The 25,822-nt window shown below is 59.1% G+C and carries 26 protein-coding genes and 2 pseudogenes; 17 read left to right on the top strand and 11 right to left on the bottom strand.

Annotation, left to right across the window (positions count from 1 at the left end; genetic code table 11):
* Both K5R89_RS27330 and K5R89_RS01905 read right to left on the bottom strand, forming a co-directional pair.
* The coding region (locus K5R89_RS27330; protein WP_224774250.1) for a hypothetical protein at nt 1–96 on the bottom strand (96 nt) is incomplete at its 3' end.
* A gap of 465 nt (nt 97–561) precedes the next feature.
* Complete coding sequence (locus tag K5R89_RS01905) at nt 562–822, bottom strand: hypothetical protein (protein ID WP_032428979.1); 261 nt, start codon at nt 820–822, stop codon at nt 562–564.
* A gap of 168 nt (nt 823–990) precedes the next feature.
* Here K5R89_RS01905 and fimB point away from each other — a divergent pair, with 168 nt between their 5' ends.
* The 9 genes from fimB to K5R89_RS01860 all read left to right on the top strand — a co-directional run bounded on the left by fimB (nt 991) and on the right by K5R89_RS01860 (nt 9,718).
* Nucleotides 991–1,596, top strand: a complete 606-nt coding sequence (gene fimB / locus K5R89_RS01900) for a type 1 fimbria switch DNA invertase FimB (protein ID WP_023290937.1) — start codon at nt 991–993, stop codon at nt 1,594–1,596.
* A gap of 452 nt (nt 1,597–2,048) precedes the next feature.
* Nucleotides 2,049–2,657 (top strand): type 1 fimbria switch DNA invertase FimE, encoded by a 609-nt coding sequence (fimE, locus tag K5R89_RS01895; protein ID WP_087826608.1) that lies wholly within the window; start codon nt 2,049–2,051, stop codon nt 2,655–2,657.
* Nucleotides 2,658–3,136: 479 nt separating this feature from the next.
* Nucleotides 3,137–3,685 (top strand): type 1 fimbrial major subunit FimA, encoded by a 549-nt coding sequence (fimA, locus tag K5R89_RS01890; RefSeq protein ID WP_004205364.1) that lies wholly within the window; start codon nt 3,137–3,139, stop codon nt 3,683–3,685.
* A 71-nt stretch (nt 3,686–3,756) separates the two neighbouring features.
* A complete protein-coding gene (locus tag K5R89_RS01885) occupies nt 3,757–4,293 on the top strand; it encodes a fimbrial protein (RefSeq protein ID WP_012967260.1) in 537 nt (178 codons plus the stop codon).
* 79 nt (nt 4,294–4,372) lie between these two features.
* Complete coding sequence (locus K5R89_RS01880) at nt 4,373–5,047, top strand: fimbria/pilus periplasmic chaperone (RefSeq protein ID WP_244350933.1); 675 nt, start codon at nt 4,373–4,375, stop codon at nt 5,045–5,047.
* Nucleotides 5,048–5,128: 81 nt separating this feature from the next.
* On the top strand, nt 5,129–7,741 hold the full coding sequence (locus K5R89_RS01875) for a fimbrial biogenesis usher protein (RefSeq protein ID WP_080820251.1): 2,613 nt from the start codon (nt 5,129–5,131) through the stop codon (nt 7,739–7,741).
* A 10-nt stretch (nt 7,742–7,751) separates the two neighbouring features.
* The gene (locus K5R89_RS01870) at nt 7,752–8,282 is read left to right on the top strand and encodes a fimbrial protein (protein ID WP_065813326.1); all 531 of its coding nucleotides are present in this window, start codon (nt 7,752–7,754) and stop codon (nt 8,280–8,282) included.
* Between the two features lie 27 nt (nt 8,283–8,309).
* On the top strand, nt 8,310–8,795 hold the full coding sequence (locus K5R89_RS01865) for a fimbrial protein (RefSeq protein WP_217220082.1): 486 nt from the start codon (nt 8,310–8,312) through the stop codon (nt 8,793–8,795).
* A 17-nt stretch (nt 8,796–8,812) separates the two neighbouring features.
* Complete coding sequence (locus K5R89_RS01860; protein ID WP_032429212.1) at nt 8,813–9,718, top strand: fimbrial protein; 906 nt, start codon at nt 8,813–8,815, stop codon at nt 9,716–9,718.
* Between the two features lie 267 nt (nt 9,719–9,985).
* Here the strand turns inward: K5R89_RS01860 and K5R89_RS01855 are convergent, their stop codons facing one another.
* Together K5R89_RS01855 and yjdI are read right to left on the bottom strand one after the other, a co-directional pair.
* Nucleotides 9,986–10,258: a GNAT family N-acetyltransferase gene (locus tag K5R89_RS01855; RefSeq protein WP_002916201.1), complete on the bottom strand. Its 273-nt coding sequence runs from the start codon at nt 10,256–10,258 to the stop codon at nt 9,986–9,988.
* Between the two features lie 11 nt (nt 10,259–10,269).
* Complete coding sequence (gene yjdI / locus K5R89_RS01850; protein WP_004205354.1) at nt 10,270–10,500, bottom strand: 4Fe-4S mono-cluster protein YjdI; 231 nt, start codon at nt 10,498–10,500, stop codon at nt 10,270–10,272.
* Nucleotides 10,501–10,724: 224 nt separating this feature from the next.
* Here yjdI and K5R89_RS01845 point away from each other — a divergent pair, with 224 nt between their 5' ends.
* From K5R89_RS01845 to K5R89_RS01830, 4 genes are read left to right on the top strand one after another with little or no spacing between them, the layout of a single operon-like run.
* The gene (locus K5R89_RS01845; protein ID WP_023290945.1) at nt 10,725–10,997 is read left to right on the top strand and encodes a YtcA family lipoprotein; all 273 of its coding nucleotides are present in this window, start codon (nt 10,725–10,727) and stop codon (nt 10,995–10,997) included.
* A gap of 6 nt (nt 10,998–11,003) precedes the next feature.
* The gene (gene mdtN / locus K5R89_RS01840) at nt 11,004–12,029 is read left to right on the top strand and encodes a multidrug transporter subunit MdtN (protein WP_023290946.1); all 1,026 of its coding nucleotides are present in this window, start codon (nt 11,004–11,006) and stop codon (nt 12,027–12,029) included.
* 12 nt (nt 12,030–12,041) lie between these two features.
* Nucleotides 12,042–13,979, top strand: coding sequence for a multidrug efflux transporter permease subunit MdtO (mdtO, locus tag K5R89_RS01835; protein ID WP_221853857.1), 1,938 nt, complete (start codon nt 12,042–12,044; stop codon nt 13,977–13,979).
* Nucleotides 13,976–15,424, top strand: coding sequence for an MdtP family multidrug efflux transporter outer membrane subunit (locus tag K5R89_RS01830; protein WP_217219589.1), 1,449 nt, complete (start codon nt 13,976–13,978; stop codon nt 15,422–15,424). The genes mdtO and K5R89_RS01830 overlap by 4 nt, the downstream gene beginning before the upstream one ends.
* A 626-nt stretch (nt 15,425–16,050) precedes the next feature.
* Here the strand turns inward: K5R89_RS01830 and K5R89_RS01825 are convergent.
* The 5 genes from K5R89_RS01825 to K5R89_RS01805 all read right to left on the bottom strand — a co-directional run bounded on the left by K5R89_RS01825 (nt 16,051) and on the right by K5R89_RS01805 (nt 20,667).
* The gene (locus K5R89_RS01825) at nt 16,051–16,350 is read right to left on the bottom strand and encodes a DUF1889 family protein (RefSeq protein WP_004205347.1); all 300 of its coding nucleotides are present in this window, start codon (nt 16,348–16,350) and stop codon (nt 16,051–16,053) included.
* 184 nt (nt 16,351–16,534) lie between these two features.
* Nucleotides 16,535–18,088 carry a peptide MFS transporter gene (locus K5R89_RS01820; RefSeq protein WP_086074982.1) on the bottom strand — a complete coding sequence of 518 codons (1,554 nt, stop codon included), beginning with the start codon at nt 18,086–18,088 and terminating at the stop codon, nt 16,535–16,537.
* Between the two features lie 473 nt (nt 18,089–18,561).
* Nucleotides 18,562–18,984, bottom strand: coding sequence for a glutaredoxin-dependent arsenate reductase (gene arsC, locus K5R89_RS01815; RefSeq protein WP_086074981.1), 423 nt, complete (start codon nt 18,982–18,984; stop codon nt 18,562–18,564).
* Between the two features lie 9 nt (nt 18,985–18,993).
* On the bottom strand, nt 18,994–20,286 hold the full coding sequence (locus K5R89_RS01810; RefSeq protein ID WP_087826616.1) for an arsenic transporter: 1,293 nt from the start codon (nt 20,284–20,286) through the stop codon (nt 18,994–18,996).
* Between the two features lie 51 nt (nt 20,287–20,337).
* Nucleotides 20,338–20,667, bottom strand: coding sequence for a metalloregulator ArsR/SmtB family transcription factor (locus tag K5R89_RS01805; protein WP_044524659.1), 330 nt, complete (start codon nt 20,665–20,667; stop codon nt 20,338–20,340).
* Between the two features lie 216 nt (nt 20,668–20,883).
* Between K5R89_RS01805 and K5R89_RS01800 the strand changes: the two genes are divergently transcribed.
* Both K5R89_RS01800 and K5R89_RS01795 read left to right on the top strand, forming a co-directional pair.
* Nucleotides 20,884–21,177, top strand: a complete 294-nt coding sequence (locus K5R89_RS01800) for a YciI family protein (protein WP_048298243.1) — start codon at nt 20,884–20,886, stop codon at nt 21,175–21,177.
* 18 nt (nt 21,178–21,195) lie between these two features.
* Nucleotides 21,196–21,767, top strand: a pseudogene (locus K5R89_RS01795) (DUF1349 domain-containing protein).
* A gap of 3 nt (nt 21,768–21,770) precedes the next feature.
* Here the strand turns inward: K5R89_RS01795 and K5R89_RS01790 are convergent.
* Nucleotides 21,771–22,034 (bottom strand): hypothetical protein, encoded by a 264-nt coding sequence (locus K5R89_RS01790; protein WP_064155554.1) that lies wholly within the window; start codon nt 22,032–22,034, stop codon nt 21,771–21,773.
* Between the two features lie 215 nt (nt 22,035–22,249).
* Here K5R89_RS01790 and K5R89_RS01785 point away from each other — a divergent pair.
* Nucleotides 22,250–22,951: pseudogene (locus K5R89_RS01785) on the top strand (carboxymuconolactone decarboxylase family protein); the annotation flags it as partial.
* 351 nt (nt 22,952–23,302) lie between these two features.
* Here K5R89_RS01785 and K5R89_RS01780 read toward each other — a convergent pair.
* Entirely contained in the window at nt 23,303–24,232 is a 930-nt protein-coding gene (locus tag K5R89_RS01780; RefSeq protein ID WP_217259121.1) for a LysR family transcriptional regulator, read from the bottom strand.
* Nucleotides 24,233–24,361: 129 nt separating this feature from the next.
* Between K5R89_RS01780 and K5R89_RS01775 the strand changes: the two genes are divergently transcribed.
* Nucleotides 24,362–25,750 carry an MFS transporter gene (locus tag K5R89_RS01775; RefSeq protein ID WP_087826619.1) on the top strand — a complete coding sequence of 463 codons (1,389 nt, stop codon included), beginning with the start codon at nt 24,362–24,364 and terminating at the stop codon, nt 25,748–25,750.
* Nucleotides 25,751–25,822 lie beyond the last annotated feature (72 nt).

Below are 25,822 nucleotides of genomic sequence, written 5' to 3'. Positions count from 1 at the left end.
AGCTTTGTTGTAGGTGGACCAGTTGGTGATTCTGAACTTTTGCTTTGCCACGGAATGGTCTGTGTTGTCGGGAGGATACGTGATCTGATCCTTCAACTCAGCAAAAGTTCGATTTATTCAACAAAGCCCAATCAAAGCAACGCCAGCTGCCGTCACGATAAGCGGGAAAACCGCCGCGAAGGTCGTCAGGAAGCCCGCGACGAAAAATGGTAAGTCAGCCTGCTCCGGCGAATGTCAGATCGAGGTCTTCTGCCACCGGAGCCTTTCACTCCGCCTGTGACGCCGGACCGTCGCGTCCAGCCCTGCCTGCTCTTTATTCTTAGTTTGCTGCAGAATATTACCCGCAACCGGTCCGCAGTCCATGGCTACTAATACCCACAGCCTGATATCACCGCTACCGCCGATTACCGCCCGCTGCTACCCCTGCATTATTAAGATTAAGCTCAACCCTTTAAATAAGACGTAAAGTGCCCTTACAGAGACAATGGCTATTATCCCCAGGCTTTTTGCAGTATGGTTTAATCACTGTTGTAGTTTTGCAGTGAATGCTATCCAGACGGTTCAAGGTTGTATTCTGTCTGAGAAATTACTCATGCCATTCCCGTCGCTGAGATACGGGCGGCCGGCTGGCTGACGCCGTGCCGCCCCGACAGCCGGGAAATAAATCATGACGGCATTGATGGCCGCCTTGCCGTGGCCGGAAGCCAGTGCCTTCATCATCACGTGGGCATCATCAAGAGGATCAGGGATGTACAGGACGTGGAAACCTCCAGGAAAGATTCGCCAGTTCAACCAGCTAACCCTTTCTTTACCCTTCAGCATGCGGCGTCTTATCGCAGGGGATGGCGATAGCCCATGATACTGCGTGCACCCGTAGCAAATAAAAACGTTATCAGCACGCTGTTTAAAAATAAAAAGGCAGTCGCATTTAACAATGACCTGACGCAGGCCTGGAAAGCGTAATATTTGCCTGCCATAAAAGGGAACACCATGACGAATAACGCCGATATTAAAAAAAGGAACTTCCTGACTCAGAATGAAATCGAGTCGCTACTAAAAGCCGCCGATAGCGGTCCCTACGCCGCACGTAATTATTGCCTGACGCTGCTGTGCTTCATCCATGGTCTGCGCGCCAGCGAGATCTGTCGCCTGCGAATATCCGATATCGACCTTGCTTCCCGCTGCGTTTATATCCATCGGCTAAAAAAGGGGTTCTCGACCACCCACCCTTTGCTGAATAAAGAGATCCACGCCCTAAAGCGCTGGCTGGCCATTCGCAACACCTGGCCGCAGGCCGCCAGCGAGTGGCTGTTTCTCTCCCGCAAAGGCAATCCCCTTTCCCGCCAGCAGTTCTATCAGATTATCGCCTCTTCTGGCGACCAGGCGGGATTGCCGCTGGAGATCCACCCGCACATGCTGCGTCACTCGTGTGGCTTTGCGTTGGCCAATATGGGTATCGATACCCGCCTGATCCAGGACTATCTCGGACACCGCAATATTCGCCATACCGTCTGGTATACCGCCAGCAACGCGGGACGCTTCTATGGTATCTGGGACAATACGCGCGACAAACAGCGCCTGTCGCTGCTTCAGTAAGCCTGACGCCACGGATGGCGTTGTACCGCGTTGCGGGGAAATTAAATATCAATAAATTAACCCTCGGTTAATTATGATTACTGTTCCCGCAAGTTCTTATTTAATCCTGCGGTCACCTCGTTCAATTAACCCTGCATAAATTCCGGTTTTGCCGTGACTATTTATTGTTGGCTAAAATCCATCCCGCTATTTTTAAAATCTATCGTTTGAAAAAAACCTTTTATTTTATGTACATGCTATGAAACCCGAGCAGATCTATTGTGGCCTTGCTTAAAATCTCTAAAATTAAGAATTATCGCCAGGCGATATTTTGACTGGCTGTAAATATAATATGCTATCTATGCGTGGTTAATCGCCTTCACCTTGTACCGTTCTCGCATTACGGATCTTTTCCGTCATGGCGTATGGTTTCGCCATGACGACCCCTCACATCTTTTTCAGGAGCAACTATTGTGAACCGACGTCGTTTTCTTACCGCCAAAGAAGTTCAGGCTATGATGCAGGCCGCACGTCAGGGCGCCACCGGCGAGCGGGACTACTGCCTCATCCTGCTCGCCTTTCGCCACGGGATGCGCATCAGCGAACTGCTGGATCTGCACTATCACGATCTGGATCTACGGGAAGGCCGGGTCAATGTGCGGCGGTTGAAGAACGGTTTTTCGACTATTCACCCGCTGCGCTTTGATGAACGTGAGGCTATTGAGCGCTGGAGTCAGGTCCGCGCCGGCTGGAAAGCGGCGGCCAAAACCGACGCGCTGTTTATCTCCCGTCGCGGTACCCCACTCTCACGCCAGCAGGCATATCGTATTATTCGCGCCGCCGGGGAAAAGGCAGGTACCGTAACGCAGACCCACCCCCATATGCTGCGTCACGCCTGCGGCTACGAACTGGCGGAAAGAGGGACAGATACCCGTTTGATCCAGGATTATCTCGGTCATCGTAATATTCGACACACGGTGCGCTACACCGCCAGCAATGCGGCGCGTTTTGCCGGAATATGGGAAAGAAATAATCTTATTGGAGAAAACAATGCGGAAGCGGGAATTGATACAAACGATTGAATTTAATTAAAAAAACAAACCGTGAACAGGTCAATTGGGGCCAAACTGTTTATATCATAAAAATGTTTTGACATATTTTGCAACTCACCACGCCATATTTCTGCAAAAAAATTCATAATCATCTGATTTTAAATCATTTTTAAAACATCAATTACGCACTTTTCTCACCCTGACCTCCCGGGGCATCGACGCGCCTTCGCCAGCGGCATCGCTCTTCCTTTCGCACTCCGCCAACAACCACAGATGAAATATCCATATAAACAACATTTATCAGAACTTAACACCAGAAAACAAGCGTAATTAAACGGAAATCAGATCGTTTATCTCAACGAGTCAAAATGGCCCCAATTGTCTCATCGGTTGGGCGAAAACTGTGCAGAGCCGGCAGCCGGACCACTCGGCTGAAATCTGAAATGCCTGGAAGGCACAACGGCTGCCAATCCGGTTCGTTATTTCGACATCGTTCAAAGGAAAACAGTATGAAAATCAAAACACTGGCAATGATTGTTGTGTCAGCCCTGTCTCTGAGCTCCGCGGCGGCCCTGGCCGATACCACCACGGTTAACGGCGGGACCGTCCATTTTAAAGGGGAAGTCGTTAACGCGGCCTGTGCGGTGGATGCCGGCTCTATCGATCAAACCGTCCAGTTGGGCCAGGTGCGTTCCGCGAAGCTGGCCACGGCGGGGAGCACCAGTTCGTCCGTCGGTTTCAACATTCAGCTGGATGATTGCGACACCACGGTAGCAACCAAAGCGTCCGTCGCCTTCGCCGGTACGGCTATTGACAGCAGCAATACCACCGTTCTGGCGCTGCAAAACTCTGCCGCCGGCAGCGCGACCAACGTCGGCGTACAGATCCTCGACAACACCGGCACGCCGCTGGCGCTGGACGGCGCCACCTTCAGCGCAGCCACCACCCTGAATGACGGCACCAACATCATTCCGTTCCAGGCGCGTTACTACGCCACTGGCGCCGCGACCGCCGGTATCGCGAACGCGGACGCCACCTTCAAAGTGCAGTACGAGTAAGGCAACCATCAGGCAAGGAAGCCATCCGGGCCAGGAGGGCCCGCGCATAATTTTGCAACCGGGGTGAAACGATGCAGGGAATGAAATCGGGTCTGCTACTGCTGCTGCCTCCGCTGGCGCTGGCCGGTAATCAGTGGAACGTCACGCTGCCGGGAGGGAGCATGCGCTTTCAGGGCCTGATCATGGCCAGTTCCTGCCGCGTTGAAGCCGGCGATCGGCAGATGACGGTCAATCTGGGACAGATCAGCAGTAACCGATTTCACGACGTGGGCGAAGACAGCAACCCGATCCCTTTCGCGATTCATTTACAGGATTGCAGTACGGCGGTCAGCCAGCATGTCGGGGTGGCATTTCACGGCGTGGCTGACGGCAAAAACCCCGATGTGCTGTCGGTGGGCGAAGGCCCGGGGATCGCCAGCGGGATCGGCATTGCGCTGTTCGACAGTCAGGGCCAGCAGCTGCCCCTCAATCGTCCGCCGGATCGCTGGGTGCCGCTCTACCGCGGACCGACGACGCTAAATTTCGTCGCCAAATATCGGGCGACCGGACGCCAGGTCACCGGCGGGGCGGCCAACGCCCAGGCCTGGTTCTCATTAACCTACCAGTAATCAACCCGCAGACCAGCAGGACAACACCGTAAGCAGACAAGGAGATAATGTGAGAAAAACGGCAACGACGATACGCGGCATACTGACGGGATGTGCGCTTTTCGCCGCCGGCGCGTTGAGCGCCAGCGCGCACGCGGGCGTCGCGCTGGGCGCGACCCGGGTCATCTACCCGGCGGGTCAGAAACAGGTCCAGCTGGCGGTCACCAATAACGACGACAACAGCACCTGGCTTATTCAGTCATGGGTGGAAAATGCCGATGGGCAGCGAGACGGCCGGTTTGTTATCACTCCCCCCCTGTTTGCCATGCAGGGCAAAAAAGAGAACACCCTGCGCATTATCGACGCGACCAATAACCAGCTGCCGCAGGATCGGGAAAGCCTGTTCTGGATGAACGTTAAGGCTATTCCTTCAATGGATAAATCGAAGCTCAGCGACAACACCCTCCAGTTGGCGATTATCAGCCGCATCAAGCTCTACTACCGACCGGCAAAACTGACCCTGCCCCCGGATCAGGCGCCGGACAAGCTGACCTTTAGCCGCAACGGATCGTCGCTAACGCTGACTAATCCCACCCCCTATTACCTGACGGTGACCGAACTGAACGCCGGAACGCGCATTCTGGAAAACGCCCTGGTGCCGCCGATGGGCAAAACCAGCGTCAAGCTGCCCGCGGATGCCGGCAGCACCATCACCTATCGCACCATTAACGATTACGGCGCGCTGACGCCGAAAATGAATGGCGTACTGCGTTAACTCTGGTGTGCCCCGCCGCGCGGGCCACGCTGCGCATGACCAGAAGCACTGACTGCCGGGCAACGTCGGACCGGAGGGATTATGTCACATCGAAAATATGGACTGGACCATGGGGGTCGCCCAAGCGCCCGGCGCCTGATTACGCCGGCGTTGACGCTGTGGCTCTGCTCGCAGCCGTTTGCCGCGCAGGCGGACCTCTATTTTAACCCCCGCTTTTTAGCTGACGATCCGGCGGCGGTGGCAGACCTGTCGGGATTTGAAAAAGGCCAGGAGGTCCCGCCGGGCACCTATCGCGTCGATATTTACCTCAATAACGGCTATATGACTACCCGGGACGTTACTTTCCAGGCCGACGCGCAGGGCCATGGCCTGTCGCCCTGCCTGACCCGCGGCCAGCTGGCGAGCATGGGGGTGGATACCGGACGGGTGACGGGCATGGCGGCCCTGGACAGTAAGGCCTGCGTGCCGCTAACGACGCTCATCAGCGAAGCCACCACCCGCTTCGATGTCGGCCAGCAGCGCCTGTATCTCACCGTACCCCAGGCGTTTATGGGCAGCCACGCCCGCGGCTATATTCCGCCGGAGCTATGGGATAACGGCATCACCGCCGGGCTGATTAACTATAACTTCACCGGCAATAACGTTCATAACGCCACCGGGGGGAACAGCCGTTACGCCTATCTGAATCTGCAGAGCGGGCTGAACCTCGGCGCCTGGCGCCTGCGCGATAACAGCACCTGGAGTTACAGCAGCGGCGGCAGCGCCTCATCCAATGAGAACCGCTGGCAGCACGTCAACAGCTGGCTTGAGCGGGACATCATTCCCCTGCGGTCGCGGCTTACCCTCGGGGATAGCTACACCAACGGCGATGTCTTCGACGGGATCAACTTCCGCGGCGCGCAGCTGGCCTCCGATGACAATATGCTGCCGGACAGCCAGAAAGGCTTCGCGCCGGTGATCCACGGGATCGCCCGCGGCACCGCGCAGGTGTCAGTCAAACAAAACGGCTACGAAATCTACCAGAGCACGGTGCCGCCGGGGCCGTTTACCATCGACGATCTCTACGCCGCGGGCAACGGCGGCGATCTGCAGGTCACCATTAAAGAAGCGGATGGCACCCGCCAGGTCTTCAGCGTGCCCTGGTCAACGGTGCCGGTGCTGCAGCGCGAAGGCCATACCCGCTTCGCCCTCTCCGCCGGGGAGTACCGCAGCGGCAACAGCCAGCAGGAAACACCCGACTTTTTCCAGAGCACGGCCATGCATGGCCTGCCGGCCGGCTGGACCCTGTACGGCGGTGCCCAGCTGGCGGACCGCTATCGCGCCTTTAACCTCGGGGTAGGGAAAAACATGGGCTATTTCGGCGCCTTGTCGCTGGATATCACCCAGGCCAACGCCACCCTGCCTGACGACAGCGAGCATCAGGGACAGTCGGTGCGCTTTCTCTATAACAAGTCACTGGATGAGACCGGCACCAACCTGCAGCTGGTGGGCTACCGCTACTCCACCCGCGGCTACTATAACTTTGCCGATACCACCTACCGCCGGATGAGCGGCTACAGCGTGGAAACTCAGGACGGGGTTATCCAGGTGAAACCCAAATTTACCGACTACTACAATCTGGCTTACAGCAAACGCGGCAAGGTGCAGCTGAGCGTGACCCAACAGCTGGGGCGCACCGCCACCCTCTATCTGAGCGGCAGCCACCAGACTTACTGGGGCACCGACGATGCCGATGAGCAACTGCAGGCCGGCCTCAACGCCGCCGTAGACGATATCAACTGGTCGCTAAGCTACAGCCTGACGAAAAACGCCTGGCAGCAGGGACGCGATCAGATGCTGGCGGTTAACGTCAATATCCCCTTCAGCCACTGGCTGCGCTCCGATAGCCGTTCGGTCTGGCGGCACGCCAGCGCCAGCTACAGCCTGTCGCACGATCTCAATGGCCGCATGACCAATCTGGCGGGCCTGTACGGCACCCTGCTGGAAGACAACAACCTCAGCTATAGCGTGCAAACCGGCTATGCCGGCGGCGGCAACGGCGACAACGGGAGCACCGGCTATACCGCGCTCAACTACCGCGGCGGCTACGGCAACGCCAACGTCGGCTACAGCCGCAGCGATGGCTTTAAACAGCTTTACTACGGGGTCAGCGGCGGCGTGCTGGCGCACGCCAACGGCATCACCTTGAGCCAGCCGCTGAACGATACCGTGGTGCTGGTGAAAGCCCCCGGCGCCGGCGGCGTGAAGGTGGAAAACCAGACCGGGGTACGCACCGACTGGCGCGGATATGCCGTCCTGCCGTATGCCACCGAGTATCGCGAAAACCGGGTCGCGCTGGACACCAATACCCTGGCGGACAATGTCGACCTTGATGATGCGGTGGTCAGCGTGGTGCCTACCCATGGGGCGATCGTCCGCGCCAGCTTTAACGCCCAGGTGGGGATGAAGATCCTGATGACGCTCACCCATCGCGGCAAACCGGTGCCGTTTGGCGCCCTCGCCACCAGCGACAGCAACCAGAGCGGCAGCATCGTCGCGGATAACGGTCAGGTCTACCTCAGCGGGATGCCGCTGGCGGGTAAGGTGCGGGTGAAATGGGGCGATGGCCCCGACGCCCAGTGCGTGGCCGATTATCGTCTGCCGCCGGAGAGCCGGCAGCAAGCGCTCAGCCAGCTGTCCGTCGCGTGTCGCTAAGGAGATGATGATGAGAACACCGCAGTATCTGCTGGGCGCCCTGCTCACGCTGGCCGCGCCGCTGGCCTTCGCTGCCGACAGCACGATCGCCATCAGCGGCTATGTGCGCGACAACGCCTGCGCGGTGGCCGGAGAGTCGAAGGAGTTCACCGTCGATTTGCAGGACAACGCCGCGAAGCAGTTTTACGCCGTCGGGGCAACGACCCCGCCGGTGCCGTTCCGTATCGTGCTGTCGCCCTGCGGCACTTCCGTCACCGCGGTGAAGGTCGGCTTCACCGGCGTGGCGGACAGCGTCAATACCAGCCTGTTAAAACTCGACGCCGGCGCCTCGGCGGCGGCGGCGGGAATGGGGGTGGAGATTCTCGACCAGCAGCAGTCCCGGCTGCCCGTCAATGCCCCGTCGTCAGCCATCGCCTGGACCACGCTGACGCCGGGCCAGACCAACATCCTGAACTTTTACGCCCGTCTGATGGCGACCCAGGTGCCCGTCACCGCCGGGCATGTCAATGCGACAGCGACATTCACCCTGGAATTTCAGTAAGCGGAGGCTGCAATGAAATGGACCCACGTGGGCTGGCTGCTGGCCGGCCTGTTAACCGCGAGCCCTTCCCTGCGGGCGGCCGATGTCACCCTCACCGTCAACGGGAAGGTGGTGGCCAGACCCTGCACGGTCTCCACCGTCAATGCCACCGTCGAGCTGGGCGATCTTTACACCTTCAGCCTGATCGGCGCGGGCTCGGCATCGGCCTGGCACAGCGTGGCGCTGGATCTCAGCAACTGCCCCGTCGGTACCTCACGGGTGAAGGCCACCTTCAGCGGGACCGCGGACAGCACTGGCTATTACAAAAACCAGGGGACGGCAGGCAATATTCAGCTCGAACTGCAGAGCGAGGACGGCGCCACGCTGAACAACGGCAGCAGCCAGTCGGTACAGGTGGATGAGGCCAGCCAGTCCGCCCGCTTCCCGCTGCAGGTCAGGGCCCTGTCGGTCAACGGCGGCGCCACGCAAGGCACCATTCAGGCGGTGATTAACATCACCTATACCTACGCCTGAGCCAGGAGAGCATCATGATGAAAAAAATTATCCCTCTGTTCACCACCCTGTTGCTGCTGGGCTGGTCGATAAACGCCTGGTCCTTCGCCTGCAAAACGGCCACCGGCGCGACGATCCCCATCGGCGGCGGCTCAGCCAACGTCTACGTTAACCTGACCCCGGCGGTCAACGTCGGGCAAAACCTGGTGGTCGACCTCTCCACGCAGATTTTTTGCCATAACGATTATCCGGAAACGATCACTGACTACGTGACCCTGCAGCGCGGATCCGCCTATGGCGGCGTGCTGTCGAGTTTCTCTGGCACCGTGAAATATAACGGCACCTCTTACCCCTTCCCGACCACCACGGAAACGGCGCGGGTGATTTACGATTCACGAACCGATAAGCCCTGGCCCGCCGTCCTGTATCTGACGCCGGTCAGCACCGCCGGCGGGGTGGCGATCGCCGCAGGATCGTTAATCGCGGTGCTGATCCTGCATCAGACCAACAACTACAATAGCGACTCCTTCCAGTTCATCTGGAACATCTACGCCAATAACGACGTGGTGGTCCCCACCGGCGGCTGCGATGTCTCTGCCCGCGATGTCACCGTCACTCTCCCCGACTACCCGGGCTCCATGGCCGTGCCGCTCACCGTGCACTGCGCGCAGAGCCAGCAGCTGGGGTATTACCTCTCCGGCGCCACCGCGGACAGCGCCCACGCGATCTTCACGAACACCGCCTCCGCCTCGCCGGCGCAGGGGATAGGCGTCCAGCTTACCCGCAACGGCAGCGCCGTGCCGGCGAACAGCACGGTCTCGCTGGGCACCGTCGGAACCTCGCCGGTCAATCTCGGCCTGACGGCGACCTACGCCCGGACCACAGGCCAGGTCACCGCCGGTAATGTGCAGTCGATCATCGGCATTACCTTTGTCTATCAATGATGACCGATGACATCCTCTCTTCCAGCTCGCTGGCCGCCCGGGGGTTGAACCAGCGAATGCTGAACGCGGCGAAGCGGCTGCCGGAGGTAAAAAGCGGGTGAAATATCACCCGCATATGGCCCCTCGCTTTCCACACAGGCAGCCGCCTCGTTCATCAGCAAACTTACGGTCGGCGTTTGAACAGGCATGGGGGGAAGCGATGAGGGACTAATGGCGCGGATGCGCTGGCGAGTGAAAAGCGCACCGGTTTACACCGGTGCCGGTACGTCAGGCGCGAATATCGTCGTATTCGCGGGTGTTATCGAATTCATGTTTGGCAAACGGGCAGAGTGGAATAATCTTCCGCTGCTCCTGGCGCATTTTTTCCACCACCTTCGCCACCAGCTGTTTCCCCACGCCCTGGCCTTTCAGGCTGGGATCGACATCGGTATGTTCGATAATGCTGAGGTGTTCGCCGGTGGGAACAAAAACAATCTCCGCGACCTGGTTACCCTGCGCGTCGTTAACATAAAATTTGTTGTGCCCTTCCAGTATTTCCATCTTCTCCTCGCTTATTTATGACGATATTGCAGGGCGCCGCTCGGGCAGGTATCGATCACCTTCACCACCGTCGCGACATCCACTTCATCCGGGATGATCCACGGCTTACGCTTGAGATTGAACAGCTTCGCGCTGCCGCGCACGCAGTTCCCGGAATGCTGACAGATCGCCGTATTAAAGTAGACGTCGATTTTCTCCCCGGTGTAGGCCCGGTAGCCGGCTTCCAGTAATTCCTTATCCATGACATTGCCTCGGTCTTGTTTTATGACTTTCAGGCTAAGCATAGTCCTCCCCGTGACGGCTGACTATGCGCAAGTCGGTAATGGGCGTCAGGAGAGGGATTTGGCGCATCCTCCCGCTCTTCCGGCGCGCACGGATCCCGCAGTCAACGAACGGTTGACTTTCATTCCCGCAACGAGGCGATTACACTCATGACACACTGGTAAGAGCACTCAGGGATGTTCCATTGAATCATATTGCCATCATAGCCCGCCCGGCGCGGCTACTGCTCGTCTTGCCGCTCACCGGCTGCTCACTCTCACCAGCGATCCCGGTATTGGGCGCCGCGTTCCCCGGCTGGTTTTTCTGCTTGTTGGGCGGCGCGTTTTTACTCATCCCCTGCCATATCCTGATTACCCGTAACGGCTGGCAGCCGCGCTTTTCTCCCCTGGTCTTCAGCTATGTCGCGCTGATGTTCCTGTTCGCCACGCTGCTGTGGTTTCTGTTTTTTGTTCACTGATCGCTTATGACTACTTCCCGCACTCCCCTGTTACGCAAGAAATGGCCTCTGCTGGCGCTGGTCCTCGCCGCCATCCTGGCGCTGATCCTGGTTATCTGGCAGTTGCAAACGTCGCCGGAGACCAATGACGCCTATGTCTATGCCGATACCATCGATGTGGTGCCCGAGGTCAGCGGACGCATCGTGGAGATGCCCATCCGCGATAACCAGCGGGTGAAAAAAGGCGATCTGCTGTTCCGCATCGACCCCCGTCCCTATCAGGCGATGCTCGATGACGCGAAAGCCCGGCTGACGACCCTCGACGCGCAGATTATGCTGACCCAGCGCACCATCAAAGCGCAGGAGTATAACGCCCAGTCGGTAGCGGCCGCCGTCGAGCGCGCCAGAGCGCTGGTCAAGCAGACCACCTCCACGCGCATCCGCCTTGAACCGCTGGTGCCGCAGGGGTTTGCCTCGCAGGAAGATCTCGATCAGGCGCGCACCGCCGAGAAAGCGGCCCGGGCGGAGCTGGAAGCCACGCTGCTGCAGGCCAGACAGGCCTCGGCGGCCGTGACCGGCGTGGATGCCATGGTGGCGCAACGCGCCGGGATCCTGGCGCAAATCGCCCTCGCCGAACTGCATCTGGAATTTACCGAAGTGCGCGCGCCGTTCAACGGCGTGGTAGTGGCGCTGAAAACCACCGTCGGCCAGTACGCCTCGGCGCTGAAGCCGGTCTTCACCCTGCTGGATGACGACCGCTGGTATGTGATCGCGAACTTCCGCGAGACCGATCTGAACAACGTGCGCCCCGGCGTGGCGGCGCGGATCACCGTGATGACCAACCACAACCGGACCTTTAACGGGGTAGTCGATTCGGTCGGCTCCGGGGTCCTGCCCGAAGGCGGGAGCGTCATCGAAGGCCTGCCGCTGATCCAGAAAAGCATTAACTGGGTCCACGTCTCGCAGCGCTTCCCGGTGAAAATCGCCGTCAGCGATCCCGATCCGGCTCTGTTCCGCATGGGCGCCTCGGCCAGCGCCGTGCTGCAGCCGTAGCCGGGCGACGCGATGTTTCCTCTCGCCCATTTTTTACGCCAGGAACTGCGCGACGCGCCGGGACGCGCCAGCTACACGCTGCGCCTGACGCTGAGCTGTGCGGTGCTCATCACCCTGTTCATGACCCTGCAGATCCCCTTCCTGGCCGTCGCGCTGATCGTCGTGTTCTACGTCAGCCAGCCTAACGTGTTGATGATTAAGTTAGTCAGCGTGGTCTTTTTTGTCACCGTCAGCGTGGCGCTCGGCGGCGTGCTGCTGATCATCAAGTGGACCTATGACTACCCGCTGATCCGCCTGGCGGCCTCCGTGGCGCTCTTTTTCTGCGCCATCTATCTGATGCGGGTGCTGGGCAAGCTGGGACTGGCCTTTTTCGTGGTGGCGCTGGCGGTGATTTACGCCCAAACCTTCCCGTCGATGACCAGCCAGAGCGAGATCCTGGTGCGGCTGCTGCTCTGGCTGTGGGTGGCGTTTACCACGGGGATCCTGACCACCCTGCTGGTCAACCCTTTTTTTCAGCAGCCCTTCCCGGGCAACGAGTTTAGGGCGCGTCTGGCGGAGTTGCTGCAGTCGGGCCCCAGCGGGCTGGCGACCCCGGGCGGAGAAACGCCACCGACCTTCGGCGAGACCGCCGCGCAGTTCAACCAGCTGCAGTCGCTGTTCGCCCAGGCCTGTCGGGCGACGCCGGAGATCGCCGCCGATCCGCAGGCCTGGCGCTCGCGGCTGGCCGCCACCCTGCGCTGCTACCAGCTGGCGGCGCTGCTGCAAGCGGACGAGGCCGATAGCGACGATCGCCTGCTGCTGTCGCAGGCGGTACTCCAGCTGAAGAGCGCCCTTAGCGAGGGGCCGTTTGACGGCGCCATTCCCCCCCTGGCGCTCAGCGGCCGCGGCGCCAATCGCGCCGTTCTGCAGGAGATGGCTGCCCTTCTGCAGCAGCTGGCCCAGGGTGAGCCGGTGGCCCTGCCGCAGGGAGAGGTGGAAAAACCGCCTCTGCTGGCGCCGGACGCCTGGCGCAACCCGGCGTATCTCCATTTTGCGCTCAAGACCCTGCTGGCGACGCTAATCTGCTATGTCTTCTATACCGCTGCCGACTGGCAGGGGCTGCACACCATTATGCTGAGCTGCGTGATCGTCGCCCAGCCCGGGCTGGGCGCCACGATGCAGAAGACGTGGCTGCGCATCGGCGGCGCGCTGCTCGCCACTCTGCTGGCGCTGCTGTTAATCGTCTTTGTCCAGCCCTGGACCGACTCGCTGTCGGGGCTGCTGGCGATGTCCCTGCCGGTGATGGCGCTGGCGGCCTGGATTGCCGCCGGCTCGGAGCGTATCGCCTACGCCGGGATCCAGATTGGTTTCACTTTTGCGCTGGCCTTCCTCAGCTGGTTTGGTCCGCTGACAAACCTCACCGAGCTGCGGGACCGGGTGCTGGGCATTCTGCTCGGGGTGCTGGTCTCCTCCATTGTCCATTTGTATCTCTGGCCGGACAGCGAAGCGCCGCAGCTGAAATCGCGCCTCGCCGGACTCTATCGCCGGCTGGCGGACTGCCTCGCCGCCCCGCACGATGCGGTGCCGCTGGCCCCTCTGTTTGTCGCCTTCACCGACAGCGAAGCGCTGATCCATCGGGTTCGCGCCGAACCGCTGGGTACGTATGCCCACCCCTGGCCCCAGGCGAAAGACTGGCCGATGCGCGCCACCCTCGCCCGGGCCGAGGAGATCGCCCGCCTTAGCGAAGGGTACCGGCTCAACGCCGCGCCGGGAGACCCGACCCTGACCCGCTGCGCCGAACAGCTGCGGCGCTACGCCGAACGTATCGAACAGGAGGCGACAGCGCCTGCCGAGCAGCTGGCCGCCGACCTGACTAACCCCTTTGGCCCGGCGCTGGCCGCCGCGCTGGCCGCCCTACCCGACTGGGGCCCGACACCGATAGCGACTGAGCAACAGGCTAAAACGTCATGATGATCCTTCCTTTCTCCGCGCGGCTGCGCGGCACTCTCCTTACCCTGACGCTGACGCTGCTCAGCGGCTGCGCGCTGATCCAGGACGAGCCCGCCCAGGTCGCCATCGTCAATCCGCAGCAGGCCCAGCTGGCGCAGGTGATCCACCTGGCGAATAGCGACTGGCCGGCAGCCCGCTGGTGGGAGGCCTATGAGGATCCTCAGCTCAATATGCTGATCAACCGGGCGCTGCAGAACTCGCCGACCATGCAGGCCGCCCGGCTGCGCATCTCTCAGTCGCAGTCCACGGTGGAACTCGCCCAGTCGGCGATGGGCCTGCAGGCCACCGCCGTCGCGGCGCAAAACCGCCTGCGGATCACCGACAAATCCTTTAGCTGGCCCTACTCCTACTCCCTGCCGGTGGATAAGAACGGTCCCTGGTATACGCTGAACACCGTTGGCGTCGGGGCGCAGCTGAATATCGATCTCTGGGGAGCCGATCGCGCCCGGGTTGCCGCCGCCATTGGCGAGAAAAACGCCCGGCTGGCGGAAACCGCCGGCATTGAGCTCGACATCGCCAGCAGCGTGGCGCAGCTCTATTTCGCCATGCAGGCGACGTTCCAGAAAATCGCGCTGCTGCAGGACCTGGAAGGCATTGCCCAGTTCTCGGTGGCGGCCCACGAGCACCGGACCCAACGCGGCGTGGAAGACAGTGTGGATGTGGCCAACGCCCAGGCCGAACAGCTCGCCGCCCGCCAGCAGATCATCAGCGCCGAGGGGACGCTGACCCAGTATCGTGAAACCCTGCGGGCGCTGATCGGCGCCGATGCGCAGAGCATGCCGGCGATCCATCCGGTGGCGCTGCCTGCGCTCCAGGAGACGCTGCCGCCCTCGCTCTCTTTCGAGCTGCTGGCCCGCCGCCCGGACCTGCAGGCGCTGCGCGGGTATGTGACCGCCTCCCTGAGCCAGGTCGATGCGGCGAAGGCGGCGTTTTATCCCCATTTTGATATCAAAGCGTTCTGGGGCTATAACGCCCTGAGCGTCGGGGATCTGTTTAAGTCCTCTTTCCAGCAGATCAACCTGCTGCCTGGGCTCTATCTGCCGATCTTCGACGGCGGTCGTCTGAACGCCAATCTGCAGTCGGCGCGCACCGCCAGCAATATTCTGATCAAACAGTACAACCAGGCGGTGCTGGACGCGGTTCGCGATGTCGCCATCAGCTCCAGCCAGCTTAACGACCTGAATCAGCAGCGCGCGCTGCAGCAGCTGAAGGTCACCGCGGCGCAGACCACCACCGACAGCGCTCGCGCCCATTATCAGCGCGGCCTGCTCAGCCGCTACGCCGCCGAAGAGGCCCGGCGGGCGGTCCTTGCCCAGCAGCTGTTGCTGCTGGATATTGAGGCCCAGCGGTTGAGCACCGACATTACCCTGATCAAAGCCCTGGGCGGCGGCTACCGCGGCCAGTAACAAAAATGCCTTCCCCGGTGGGGAAGGCATTAAACCGTCTTCAGGAATTGCCCGGCGGCGCTGCGCTTGCGCGGGCCTACGGCCAACCGCATAACGGGTTGATATTGTCGTCTTTCGTAGGCCGGGTAAGGAGAAAGCCGCCACCCGGCAGAAATGCGGGCAGAATAATGAAACAGGTTTGTCATCAGCCAGAATGCCTTCCCCGGTGGGGAAGCCATTAAACCGTCTTCAGGGATTGCCCGGCGGCGCTGCGCTTGCGCGGGCCTACGGCCAACCGCATAACGGGTTGATATTGTCGTCTTTCGTAGGCCGGGTAAGGAGAAAGCCGCCACCCGGCAGAAATGCGGGCAGAATAATGAAACAGGTTTGTCATCAGCCAGAATGCCTTCCCCGGTGGGGAAGCCATTAAACCGTCTTCAGGGATTGCCCGGCGGCGCTGCGCTTGCGCGGGCCTACAGCCAACCGCATAACAGTTTGATATTGCGGTCTTTCGTAGGCCGGGTAAGGCGAAAGCCGCCACCCGGCAGAAATGCGGGCACAATAATGAAACAGGTTTGTCATCAGCCAGAATGCCTTCCCCGGTGGGGAAGGCATTAAACAGAAGATGCGGGGTTAATGCGCGGCGATTACACCAGGGCGCGCAGCTCTTCCCGCATGTAGGTGGAAAAGAATTCCGGATGTTTAATCACCAGCCGTTCGCCGGCGGCGACCCGTTCAGCCCACTCCGCCACTTTGTCGGTAAACCCGGCGCTCCAGCCTTGCTGCTGACCGCGCTCAGCGACGTCGGCCGGGCTGGCTGGCACGCCCAGCTCTTTCAAATATTTGAGAATTCCCTTCGCGGTACTTTCATCCATAGACTGTGGTACTGGCTCAGACGTATTCATACCACCAATGAAATCCAATGCTTTATCAATGACTGCTGGCATAGGTGTGTCCTTATATTAACCACATAGTAAACCTGACTACACTATGGACCGGAAAGCGACGTGATTTCAAAGAACACGCTCACGTTATGGGACATCGCGCATTCAGAAAAGGGGATTTTACACTGCCGGGGCGGGGGTTGGACAAAAAACAAGCCGGTCCCGCGGGACCGGCCTGAGGATCGCGTCAGGCGTTGCTGACGGATTTTTGCGCGCCGCTGGACTGACTGTTCTCCAGCATCCGGCGGACCGGGACAATCAGCACGGCCAGCACGGCGGCGCAGATCAGCAGCGCGATGGAGCAGCGGGCGAAGAGGTCCGGCAGCAGCGACAGCTGATCGGCCTTCACGTGACCGCCAATCAGGCCCGCCGCCAGGTTACCCAGCGCGCTGGCGCAGAACCACAGCCCCATCATCTGGCCGCGCATTCTCTCCGGCGCCAGCAGGGTCATGGTCGCCAGACCAATCGGGCTCAGGCACAGTTCGCCGAGCGTCAGCATCAGGATGCTGCCCACCAGCCACAGCGGCGACACACCGGCCCCGCCGTTGTTCAGGACGTTCTGCGCCGCCAGCATCATCAGGCCAAAGCCCGCCGCCGCGCACAGGATGCCAATGACGAATTTGGTCATGCTGCCCGGACGAACGTTTTTACGCGCCAGCGCTGGCCACGCCCAGCTGAATACCGGTGCGAGGAGAATGATAAATAAGGCGTTAATCGACTGGAACCAGACCGCGGGGATCTCAAAATCGCCGATCATCCGGTTGGTATAGTCGTTAGCAAACAGGTTGAATGAGGTTGGTTTCTGTTCAAATGCCGACCAGAAAAAGGCCGCCGAGACCAGCAAAATAAAGCACACCAGCAGGCGCGCCCGCTCTTTACGGTTCAGGCCGGCGAAGACGAACAGCCAGATGAAATAGAGCGCTACGGAAGCGGCAATCACATAGACCAGCACGCTGGCCACCGCCACCGGGTTAATCACGATCGTGCCCAGGCTAATGAGCGTGACCACCACAGCCACTCCCAGCGCCAGCGCCAGCAGCCACGCCCCAACGCCATTCTTTTTCGCCACCGGGCTGTTCCAGGTGGAATCGAGGCCGACCTCTGCGTCATAGCGCTTCATCGACGGCACGGCAAAGACACGGAAAATGATCAGCGCCACCAGCATCCCGATCCCCCCGATGCCGAAGCCCCAGTGCCAGCCATGGGATTTAATCAGCCAGCCGGAGATCAAAGGCGCGATAAACGAGCCGATGTTGATCCCCATGTAGAACAGCGAGAAACCGCCGTCGCGGCGCGCGTCGCCTTTTTTATACAGAGTGCCGACCATCACCGAGATACAGGTTTTAAACAACCCGGAACCGAGGACGATAAACATCAGGCCGATAAAGAACAGGTCGTTGCCCAGCCATGCCGACAGGGCGATCGACAGGTGCCCGAGGGCGATCAGAATCGAGCCGTACCAGACGGCGCGCTGCTGGCCAAGCCAGTTATCCGCCAGCCAGCCGCCCGGCAGCGCGGCCAGATACATACTGCCGGCAAAAATCCCGACGATCGCCGAGGCGTTCTCCCGCGCCAGCCCCATTCCGCCGTCGTAAACCGTCGCCGCCATAAACAGGATCAGTAAGGGGCGGATGCCGTAAAACGAGAAGCGCTCCCACATTTCGGTGAAGAACAGGGAGCCCAGCGGATAAGGATGGCCGAAAAAGGTACGGCTTTCGTTTTTATTAACAGAGGAATGCATAAATTCTCCAGATAAGGTGCACCGCAGCGCAAGTTAACCGTATAAAGCGGGCTGACGATTTATAATTTGTTTGTCTTAACATCAGGAACGAGCATTTTTAACCATTTGATAACCATGCAGTGGTTTTGTCCAGCCCCTTACCTTCCCTTTTTAGATGAAAAGTCGACAAACATCTAGTTTTATAGATTTAATGTTCGCAAAAGCGCAAACGGCGTTGACATTATGCCATTGTAAAGAATACATAATTTTATTTATTAAAAACAGTAAGTTGATTGAGTAACAAAGGTCAAAAACCGTCGGTGCAGGCAGGGCATATAACGACAGGAAAAGTAAGGGAAACGGGCCTGAGGAGGCAGAAATAGCGCTAAGGGAGAATATTGTTCAGCCATCCAGGTGCTTCACACCCGGAGAGCCTCCCGCGAGGCAGGATGCACATGGCTTGCCGGCTGCTACAGCCGGCGCCATTTTGCGCGCTATTTCACACGCTGCCCCGTCCGATCAATGACGCGCTCACCGTCTTCCTTCACGAAGGCGCCTTTTTGCGGCGCCGTCAGGATCTCCAGCACCACCTCTGACGGGCGGCAGAGCCGGGTGCCCCGGGGCGTCACCACGATCGGACGGTTGATCAGGATCGGATGCTGGAGCATAAAGTCGATTAACTGGTCATCTGTAAACCGCTCTTCCGCCAGGCCCAGCGCATCGTAGGGTTCGACGTTTTGCCGCAGCAGCGCCCGCACCGGGATCGCCATCGCAGCGATCAGCTGGCGCAGCTCATCGCGCGACGGCGGCGTCTCCAGATAATAAATAATGGTGGGCTCAGCGCCGCTGTTGCGGATCAGCGCCAGGGTATTACGCGAGGTGCCGCATTCAGGGTTATGGTAAATGGTGATGCTCATAGCACGTTCTCATGGCTGATTGAAGGAGAGACGCAGCGCCAGCGCGGCCAGCGTTACCAGCAGCACCGGCAGGGTCATGATGATGCCGCAGCGGAAATAATACCCCCAACCGATGGTAATGTGCTTCTGCGTCAGCACATGCAGCCAGAGCAGCGTGGCCAGGCTACCAATCGGCGTGATTTTGGGCCCCAGATCGCAGCCGATGACGTTGGCATATATCATGGCCTCTTTGATCGTCCCTGTTGCCGCGCTGCCATCAATCGACAAGGCGCCGACCAGCACGCTGGGCATATTATTCATGATCGAAGAGAGGAAGGCCGACAGGATACCGGTGCCCAGCGTTGCGGCCCAGAGCCCGCGCTCCGCCAGCATGTTCAGCACCGTGGTCAGATAATCCGTTAATCCGGCGTTTCGCAGGCCATACACCACCAGATACATCCCCAGCGAGAAGATCACAATCTGCCATGGGGCGCCGCGCAGCACCTTGCCGGTGTTTATCACCCGCCCGCGCTTCGCGACAGCAAACAGGATCCCCGCTCCCGGCGCCGCGATGGCGCTGACCGGGATCCCCAGCGGGTCAAGAACGAAAAAGCCGACCAGCAACAGCAGCAGCACGCCCCAGCCGGTGCGGAACGTCGCCGTATCTTTTATCGCCGTGGCCGGCGCTTTCAGTAACGCCATATCCCAGGCCGGCGGGATATCCTTGCGAAAGAACAGGTGCAGCATCGCCAGGGTGGAGAGGATCGCCGCGAGATCGACCGGCACCATCACCGAAGCGTACTCCCTGAAGCCAATGGCAAAGAAATCTGCCGAAACGATATTCACCAGATTTGACACCACCAGCGGCAGGCTGGCGGTATCGGCAATAAACCCGGCTGCCATGACAAAGGCCAGCATCGTTCCCTTACTGAAACCCAGCGCCCGCAGCATAGCAATTACGATGGGCGTGAGGATCAGCGCCGCGCCGTCGTTGGCAAACAGCGCCGCCACCGCCGCACCGAGCAGGATAATCCAGGTAAACAGCAGACGACCCCGCCCTCTTCCCCAGCGGGAAACGTGTAGCGCGGCCCATTCAAAAAAGCCGGACTCGTCGAGCAGCAGGCTGATAATGATCACGGCGATAAACGTGGCGGTGGCATTCCAGACGATATGCCACACCACCGGGATATCGGCTATCTGTACTCCACCGGTGACCAGCGCCAGCGCCGCGCCAAAGGCCGCGCTCCAGCCGCTCCCTAACCCCCGCGGCTGCCAGATCACCAGCACCAGGGTCAGGACAAAAATCGCACCTGCCAGCAACATCGTTCCCTCACCAATCACATTCGAAAAATCATATATGTTAAGATAATTTTTTTACCGACAACCCGGCCCGTCAGTCAGTCTGCTGACCATCAGCCGCACCTCGTCCTGCTGACTTAGCCAGGCCTGCTCAATCACCTGCGCCGCCCAGGCCGGCATCTGCGGAGAGAGGCGATAATGGACCCACTTACCCTGTTTTCGATCCAGCAGCAGCCCGCTCTCCCGCAGCATTGCCAGATGGCGGGAGATCTTGGGCTGGGACTGGGCGAGCGCCATACAGAGATCGCACACGCACAGCTCTCCCCGCGCCTTGAGCAACAGCACGATCCCCAGCCGGGTTTCATCGGCGAGGTTTTTGAACAGTTGCAGGGGCAATAAAGACATGGTTTCTCCTCAAGCGTGACGGACAGCATACGGGACCACGAACAAAGATCAATATGCATTCGAAAAAACATATGTGTTTTCACAGCCGCGATAAATCTCCATACCGTTGCAACATGTGCCTCCTGCTCAATAGCACGCAAAAATGCCACGTTTTCTTTTAACCATCATCGAAATGTGTCAGGCTGAAGATCCCATCGGATTGACAGGGTTTTCAGGATGAGTACGATTTATGTGGTTGTTTTAACGTATATAAAACCGCTCGAAGAGATTGACAGCGCGATCCCCGCCCACGTCGAATGGCTCAAAAAAGGCTATGCTGACGGCCTCTTTCTCACCTCCGGCCGCCGTATTCCCCGCACCGGCGGGGTGATTCTGGCGAAATGCGACAGCCGGGAAATTCTGGAATCGCGTCTGAGCCAGGATCCCTTCCAGCAGCTGGGTCTCGCCCATACGGAGATTATCCCCTTTGAGGCCAGCATGGCGTCCCCCGCGCTGCAGTCGCTGTTATAAGCCTGTCCCGGAGGAAACATGCAGCCGTCCTTTCACTGGATCAATGAACCTGCCGAGTGGCGCCGCGATGCCGACGGCCTGACGGTCGTTACCGATAAGCATACCGACTTCTGGCGCCATACCTGGTATGGCTTCGAGCGCTTCTCCGGCCATCTTTATGCCGCTGAGGTGGAGGGCGATTTTACCCTGCAGGCAAAAATCTGTGCGGATTTCACCACGCTTTACGACCAGGCCGGGCTGATGATGATGGCGGACGAGCAGACCTGGCTGAAGGCGGGAATTGAATTCTATGACGATGCCCCGGCCATCGGCAGCGTACTGACGCTGAATCACTCCGACTGGGCCACCGGGCTTTTCCCGGCGACCCACGCACCTTCTGGCTGCGGCTGACCCGCAAGGGCGATGCGTTAAGGCTGCAGTATTCGACCGACGGCGAGCGCTGGCCGCTGCTGCGGCTCGGCTACTTTCCGCCAGGCCCGGTGAAAGCCGGCGTCATGTGCTGCTCACCGGAGCGTGGCGGACTGGCGGTTGCCTTTCTGGATATTCAGCTTTCCCCACCGCTGGACAAGGCGCTGCACGATCTGAGCTGAACGCTAGCGGGAAGACCCGACTTTCTCTGCATCCTGGGGGCCAGGATTGCAGGGTTCGCGGGTCCCGGGCAGATAAAATTGGCCATGCTTATCGGGATCGGTGCCGCCCGGGCACCCTGCCCGCCCCGAGGAGTTATCGCTACTGCCGCCGTCCGAACCGTTGCCGCCGTCGGCGCCCGATATTACCGACTGGCCGTGATGACCATGCGCTGCAGTGGCTGAAAACGCCACCAGCGCGAACACACAGACCATTAAGCGTCTGCCCATTGCTGCCTCTCCTTTAGTGAAATTCCCCGCCCATCGCGTTGACGATGGGATAAGCCGTTGCACGGCAACATGCGCCGCGATAAAAAACCGCTTTATCCGCAGGGAGTATAGGGTTAAGGCAGAGGGAAAGACAGGGCCGGCGCCTTCAGACATTTCGCTCGCAAAATAGCCTTCATTCCGCGGTATGCGCTATCAGAAAATCAATCAGGGCTTTCACTCTTTCGGACGCTGACATTCACGCGGTCTCCCCGGCGCTGGCACGCTTTGGCCGTGAAGCGATTACCAACGACCTCTGGCAACGTGACGCCCTGTCCGCCCGCGACCGCAGCATCGTGACGGTGGCGATGCTGATTGCCCGCAACCAGCCTGGCGAGCTTAAGCACTATATTGAAGTTGCACTCGATAGCGGCGTGACGCCAGCCGAAGTATCAGAGATCATTACCCATCTGGCGTTCTACTCAGGTTGGCCCAATGCAATATCAACCGTCAGCGTCGCGAAAGCCATCTTTGAAGCCAGGGGCATCACGACAGAGGCCCTGCCCGCCGCCTCGCCAACGCTGCTGCCTCTCAATGAACAGGTAGAGAAACAGCGTGCAGACACCGTGGAGAAAAATGTCGGTCCCATTTCGCCTGGCCTGGTTAAATTTACCGCCGACCCGCTGTTTCTCGACCTCTGGCAACGGCCCGCGCTTACGCCCCGCGACAGAAGCCTGGTGACGGTCAGCGCGTTAATCGCCGCCGGACAGAGCGCGCAGATTGGCTACCACCTAAACAGGGCCATGGATAATGGGCTTTCGGCTGAAGAGGCCGGAGAAGTGGTCGCCCAGGCAGCGTTCTACGCGGGATGGCCAAATGCGTTTACCGCCGCCCCGGTGGTCGGTGAAGTGTTGCGATCGCGCGAGAGCAAAGCTGAATAAAAAAGAATAAAGGACAGGGAAGCTGTCCTTTATTCGTCGTTAATTGTTAATTTAAAGGTAGCACGAGGGCTTTCGATTAGGTCTCGCAGAAAGAACATAAAGGGTCAATTGAAGTATGGAGACTTCGATCGTGAGTCTGTTCAGATCGCTCATTGAGAAAATTTCCGTTCCATATGCCGTCATGAGTCTCATCCTTTGAAAGCAGCGATCGCTGTGGCGAGACTGTAGCGCGGACATGTCTATTTGGTCAGAGATCGCCATCTTAATTCAGCTACTACACTTAATTTATTTTATCTTAAATATCAATGTATTGTGTTGTTAATTTAATATAAGTTGATGTTATAGCAATCGCTATACAGGCTCCTTAGCCATGACTGACCTGGCCACACCGCATATCGCAAGAATTTGCTCTCTCAGCCAGCTGTGACCGGGGTCGCGTTCCATTCTTGGGTGCCACATCTGCGATACCGTAATACGACGGCTTTTGAACGGCAGCTCGAAAACGTGTACCTGGTCCGTTACCTGCTGATTGAGTAAATAGAGTGCGGGTATCATGGCGATAAGATCCGATTCCAACGCCACGGACAGTGCTGTCGGAAATCCCGGTACGACGCTCGCAATTTTACGTTTTGTCCCCAGTTCGGCCAGCGCATCGTCAACGGATCCGTGCAACGCGCCCTCTGGTGACGCTACCACATGACCCCAGGCGACATAATCACCCACGCCTATTTCTGCCTGCTCAGCCAGCGGGTGCCCTTTACGCACGACGCCAACAAACCGATCCTCAAACAGTCGTTGCAGCCGTATTTCTGGCCCCATATTACTCTGAACGCCAATCTCCAGATCAACCAGCCCTTCCCGAAGATAGCGCGACGTTTTTTCCGGCTTAGGCGCGAAGCGTATACAGACGTCCGGCGCGGCGTCGGCAACCGCTGCGATGAGCGCAGGCCCAAACGCCACCACAAAACCATCGTTTGCCCTGATGGTAAAAAGACGCGCCAGACTTCGCGCGCAGAACGTTTCAGTTGAGGGCTGCAATACCGCCCTGGCATCGTGCACTGCACGCCTGGCGCGATCCCGGGTCGCTTCGGCCCACGGGGTCAGTACCATGTTACGCCCGGCGCGCACCAGGATCGGGTCTCCTGTGACATCGCGTAACCTGCTTAATGTCCGGCTCATGGCTGAGGTGCTGAGGTTCAGACGACGTGCCGCACCTGCGACACTCGCTTCACTCAGCAATATGTCGAGTGCTACCAGCAAATTAAAATCGGAATCAGACATTCCCCTTTCTCCCAGCACATTAAGATAAGGCGTTTGATGCAACAATAAAGTGAAAATAGTGCGCCTTCCGCCCGGTAAAAGCCATCTTTATAGTTTTGTCATCCATACACTCTTCTCAGAGGACAAATGATGACGCTCTTTTCCAGCCAACCCGGCGACGAAGGACTGCCTGGCCCGGCGCGCGCACGGGTGATGGCCGCAATAATGACCACCACCTTAATGGGCGTGTTTGATGGCACCATGATCAACATTGCCCTGCCCTCAATGGCTCAGGATATGCAGGTACCTGCCGGTATTGCCGTCTGGTTCGCCAACGGGTATCTGCTGGCGGCTGCGATGACGCTGGCGATATTCGCGGCGCTTGCGGCCCGTCTGGGTTATCGCCCCGTATTTCTGGCGGGCCTGACGACCTTTACCCTGACATCACTGGGTTGCGCGCTGGCGAATAAGCCCGAAGTGCTTATCGGTATGCGCGTGCTTCAGGGGATCGGCGGCGCGGCGACGCTGAGTATTGCCCCCGCAATACTCAGGTCCGTATTTCCCGGACGATTACTTGGCCGCATTCTGGGGTTCCATGCCCTGCTCATTGCCTCCAGCTCCGCTATCGGCCCGGTATTGGGCGGTACGATCCTTCACACCCTGAGCTGGCAATGGCTGTTTGCGATAAACGTTCTTCCCGGCACCCTCGCCTTACTGCTGGCGGTCAGAGCGCTGCCGCGGGATGCGATCCGTATGCAGGCGCCCTTCGACACCCTGGGCGCCATATTGTCGGCACTGCTGTTGGGTTCGACGATCATGGCGGCGAACAGCCTACAGAACGCTACTTCTCAATTTGGCAGCCTTTGCTGGATGGCTCTCGCTGCGCTGAGCGGCATGGCTTTTATCTGGCAAATCCGCCGTGCGGGTCATCCCTTACTGCCGCCGAGCATGTTTAAAAATGAACGTTTTACCCTCGCGGCTTTCACGTCGATGGTTGCTTTTGTCAGCCAGGGGATCACCTTTATTGCGCTACCCTTCCTGTTTCAGATCGAATACGGCTACAGTCCGGTAGTGTCTGCCCTGCTGTTTACGCCGTGGCCGTTAGGGATCGTGCTGATTGCGCCGCATGCAGGCCGTTGGGCGGACACGATATCAGCCCCGGCGATATCCACCCTGGGGCTGGTGATATTTGTCGTCGGTTTGATCCTGCTGGCGACGTTACCCGCCAGCCCTTCAATGTGGGATATCTGCCTGCGAAGTCTGGTATGCGGAATAGGGTTTGGCTGCTTTCAGAGTCCCAATAACCGGGAAATGCTCTCAAACGTTATTCGTGAGCACGCGAGTTATGCGTCCGGTGTTTTATCCATTATGCGCACTTTCGGGCAGTGCCTGGGAGCCGCCGCCGTAGGCGTTCTGCTGGCAGCAGATGAAAGGTCAATTCATGTTGCGCTGTGGAGCGCCGCCGCGGCCTCTGCGGTATCGGTCGTCGTCAGCGCGAGCCGGTTGCGTAAAATCACTCATCCTGCGGAAACAGGATAAGTGCGAAAATATCACTAAACGCTACTACTCCAGCGCCAGCAGCGCAAAACGCCAATCCCGCAACCAAAGTGG

Source organism: Klebsiella sp. TF21-TM (assembly GCF_019753495.1).
Taxonomy (GTDB): Bacteria; Pseudomonadota; Gammaproteobacteria; order Enterobacterales; family Enterobacteriaceae; genus Klebsiella; species Klebsiella quasipneumoniae.
The sequence above is the reverse complement of the archived record's forward strand: the minus strand, read 5'-3'. Positions and strand labels throughout refer to the sequence as shown.

Bases quoted from the DNA above. Each gene is read 5' to 3' on its own strand.
- K5R89_RS01830 (WP_217219589.1), top strand. From the start codon at position 13,976: ATGATGATCCTTCCTTTCTCCGCGCGGCTGCGCGGCACTCTCCTTACC.
- K5R89_RS01805 (WP_044524659.1), bottom strand. From the start codon at position 20,667: ATGTCTTTATTGCCCCTGCAACTGTTCAAAAACCTCGCCGATGAAACC.
- K5R89_RS01810 (WP_087826616.1), bottom strand. From the start codon at position 20,286: ATGTTGCTGGCAGGTGCGATTTTTGTCCTGACCCTGGTGCTGGTGATC.
- yjdI (WP_004205354.1), bottom strand. From the start codon at position 10,500: ATGGATAAGGAATTACTGGAAGCCGGCTACCGGGCCTACACCGGGGAG.
- K5R89_RS01820 (WP_086074982.1), bottom strand. From the start codon at position 18,088: ATGCATTCCTCTGTTAATAAAAACGAAAGCCGTACCTTTTTCGGCCAT.
- K5R89_RS01825 (WP_004205347.1), bottom strand. From the start codon at position 16,350: ATGCCAGCAGTCATTGATAAAGCATTGGATTTCATTGGTGGTATGAAT.
- mdtO (WP_221853857.1), top strand. From the start codon at position 12,042: ATGTTTCCTCTCGCCCATTTTTTACGCCAGGAACTGCGCGACGCGCCG.
- K5R89_RS01875 (WP_080820251.1), top strand. From the start codon at position 5,129: ATGTCACATCGAAAATATGGACTGGACCATGGGGGTCGCCCAAGCGCC.
- K5R89_RS01790 (WP_064155554.1), bottom strand. From the start codon at position 22,034: ATGGGCAGACGCTTAATGGTCTGTGTGTTCGCGCTGGTGGCGTTTTCA.
- fimB (WP_023290937.1), top strand. From the start codon at position 991: ATGACGAATAACGCCGATATTAAAAAAAGGAACTTCCTGACTCAGAAT.
- K5R89_RS01775 (WP_087826619.1), top strand. From the start codon at position 24,362: ATGACGCTCTTTTCCAGCCAACCCGGCGACGAAGGACTGCCTGGCCCG.
- K5R89_RS01870 (WP_065813326.1), top strand. From the start codon at position 7,752: ATGAGAACACCGCAGTATCTGCTGGGCGCCCTGCTCACGCTGGCCGCG.
- arsC (WP_086074981.1), bottom strand. From the start codon at position 18,984: ATGAGCATCACCATTTACCATAACCCTGAATGCGGCACCTCGCGTAAT.
- K5R89_RS01860 (WP_032429212.1), top strand. From the start codon at position 8,813: ATGAAAAAAATTATCCCTCTGTTCACCACCCTGTTGCTGCTGGGCTGG.
- fimA (WP_004205364.1), top strand. From the start codon at position 3,137: ATGAAAATCAAAACACTGGCAATGATTGTTGTGTCAGCCCTGTCTCTG.
- K5R89_RS01905 (WP_032428979.1), bottom strand. From the start codon at position 822: ATGCTGAAGGGTAAAGAAAGGGTTAGCTGGTTGAACTGGCGAATCTTT.
- K5R89_RS01885 (WP_012967260.1), top strand. From the start codon at position 3,757: ATGCAGGGAATGAAATCGGGTCTGCTACTGCTGCTGCCTCCGCTGGCG.
- K5R89_RS01855 (WP_002916201.1), bottom strand. From the start codon at position 10,258: ATGGAAATACTGGAAGGGCACAACAAATTTTATGTTAACGACGCGCAG.
- K5R89_RS01800 (WP_048298243.1), top strand. From the start codon at position 20,884: ATGAGTACGATTTATGTGGTTGTTTTAACGTATATAAAACCGCTCGAA.
- K5R89_RS01780 (WP_217259121.1), bottom strand. From the start codon at position 24,232: ATGTCTGATTCCGATTTTAATTTGCTGGTAGCACTCGACATATTGCTG.
- mdtN (WP_023290946.1), top strand. From the start codon at position 11,004: ATGACTACTTCCCGCACTCCCCTGTTACGCAAGAAATGGCCTCTGCTG.